The organism is uncultured Arenimonas sp., assembly GCF_963976025.1.
In the GTDB taxonomy this organism is placed as follows: domain Bacteria; phylum Pseudomonadota; class Gammaproteobacteria; order Xanthomonadales; family Xanthomonadaceae; genus Arenimonas.
The window spans coordinates 1-2,048 of record NZ_CAXBJS010000273.1 but is presented as its reverse complement, the minus strand read 5'-3'; the positions used below and the strand labels follow the sequence as shown (position 1 = coordinate 2,048).

The window sequence follows — 2,048 nt, the reverse complement described above, 5'->3', positions numbered from 1 at the left end:
TGATCTGGGCCACCGGGGTGTCCGCGGATGAGCGGCCCTGCAGGATGACCTTGCGGGCGTAATCACGCTCGGTGGCGATGCCGATGAGCTCGTCGCCCTGCATCACCAGCACCGAGCCGATGTGGTTTTCGGCCATCAGCCGGATGACCTCCAGGACCGGGGCCTCCTTGGGCACCGTGATCAGGCGGTCGGCCTTACCGGCCAGGATCTGGTTGACGTTGCGCATGCAGCGGCCCTCCGTGATTCCCTGGGGCGACTATACCCCTCAGCGGGGCAACTTGGCTTCCGAAACCAGGTACAGCGGCCGCTGCTGCACCTCCAGGTAAAGCCGGCCCAGGTACTCGCCGATGATGCCCAGCGCCACCAGTTGCACGCCGCCCAGGAACAGCATCACCGTCATCAGCGAAGGCCAGCCCTGCACCGGGTCGTCCCACAGCAGGGTGCGCGCGACGATCCACAGGCCCCAGGCGAAGGCGCCCAGTGCGGTAAGCACGCCCACGTAGGTGGCCAGGCGCAGCGGCACCGTGGAAAAGCTGGTGATGCCTTCCAGCGCCAGGTTCCACAGCCGCCAGTAATTGAACTTGCTGCCGCCAGCCAGGCGCGGCGCGCGTTCGTAGGGCAAGGACACCTGCTTGAAACCCACCCAGGTAAACAGGCCCTTCATGAAACGCTGGCGTTCGCGCAGCTGGCGCAGGGCATCGAGCACCGGCCGCGACATCAGCCGGAAATCGCCGGTGTCGGGCGGGATGGGGGTATGCGACAGGCGCGACATCACCCGGTAGAAGGCCGCCGCGGTGAAACGCTTGAACCAGCTTTCGCCCTCGCGCCGGGTGCGGGTGCCGTAAACCACGTCGAAACCCTCGCGCCATTTGGCCACGAACTGCGGAATCAGTTCGGGCGGGTCCTGGCCGTCGGCATCGATGACCAGGGCCGCGTCGGTATCCACGTGGTCCAGGCCGGCGGTAAGCGCCAGTTCCTTGCCGAAGTTGCGGGCCAGGCGCAGCAGCTGCACGCGCGGATCGTCGGCGGCCAGGGACTGCAGCACCTGCCAGGTGCCGTCGCGGCTGCCGTCGTCCACGTACAGCACCGAGGCCTGCGCATCCAGGCCGTCGAGCACCGCGGCAAGCCGCCGGTGCATTTCCGGCAGCGAGGCCTCCTCGTTGAAGGCGGCGATGACGACGGTGAGGGATTGGCGGGAGGGCATCGGGGGAGTTTACTTCTACTCGACGTAGGCCGGTCCGCCCAGCTGCCGCACCTGCCGCTGGATCCAGGTCGCACGCCGCTGCACGTAGGGGCCCGGCCGGGCGGCGCTGTATTGCTTGGGGTTGGGCAGCACTGCCGCCAGCAGGGCGCATTCGTGGGCGCTAAGCGCGCTGGCAGGTTTGCCGAAGAAGGCCTGGGCCGCGGCTTCGGCCCCGTAGATCCCGTCGCCGAACTCGGCGATGTTCACGTACACCTCGAGAATGCGTTGCTTGGACCAGAAGGTTTCCAACAGCACCGTGTACACGGCCTCGATGCCCTTGCGCAGGTAACCGCCGCCGCCCCACAGGTACAGGTTCTTGGCCACCTGCTGGCTTATGGTGCTGGCGCCGCGCACCCGGCCGCCTTCGGCGTTGGAATCGAGCGCCTTTTCGATGGCGCGCAGGTCGAAGCCGGAATGTTCCGGGAAGGTCTGGTCTTCGGCCGCCACCACGGAGATGGGCAGGCAGGCGGCAATCTGGTCGGCGTCGCGCCAGTCCTGCCGCAGCTCGAAACCCGGCTCGCCGAAACCTTCCACCTGCCGGATAAGCATGAACATCGACGTCGGCGGGTCCAGCCAGCGCAGGGGCGCCACCTGCAGCAGCATGAACACGGCCAGCCAGACCGGCAGCCACAGCAGCCGCCTCAGCCAGCGTCGTTTTCCCTTGGTTCCACCCGTCATCGTCCCGCCTTTGTAGGAGCGCCTTCAGGCGCGAATCTCTTCTTTGCAGGAAGCAAAGTCAAAAGATTCGCGCCTGAAGGCGCTCCTACAGGCCGGCCGACGTAAAATGGGCCCATGGACAAACACC

At 66.7% G+C, this 2,048-nt stretch carries 3 protein-coding genes; all 3 read right to left on the bottom strand.

Going from position 1 to position 2,048, the window contains the following annotated elements; all coding sequences use genetic code 11:
- Positions 1–226 (bottom strand): CBS domain-containing protein (locus AACZ35_RS13990; protein WP_339830337.1); only part of this gene is annotated, 226 nt, incomplete at its 3' end.
- Positions 227–265: 39 nt separating this feature from the next.
- On the bottom strand, positions 266–1,204 hold the full coding sequence (locus AACZ35_RS13985; RefSeq protein ID WP_339830334.1) for a glycosyltransferase family 2 protein: 939 nt from the start codon (positions 1,202–1,204) through the stop codon (positions 266–268).
- 15 nt (positions 1,205–1,219) lie between these two features.
- Entirely contained in the window at positions 1,220–1,921 is a 702-nt protein-coding gene (gene mtgA, locus AACZ35_RS13980) for a monofunctional biosynthetic peptidoglycan transglycosylase (RefSeq protein WP_339830331.1), read from the bottom strand.
- Positions 1,922–2,048: the final 127 nt, after the last annotated feature.

What these genes read in the sequence shown, in the direction of transcription:
- AACZ35_RS13985 (WP_339830334.1), bottom strand. Translation starts at nt 1,204, where the DNA reads ATGCCCTCCCGCCAATCCCTCACCGTCGTCATCGCCGCCTTCAACGAG.
- mtgA (WP_339830331.1), bottom strand. Translation starts at nt 1,921, where the DNA reads ATGACGGGTGGAACCAAGGGAAAACGACGCTGGCTGAGGCGGCTGCTG.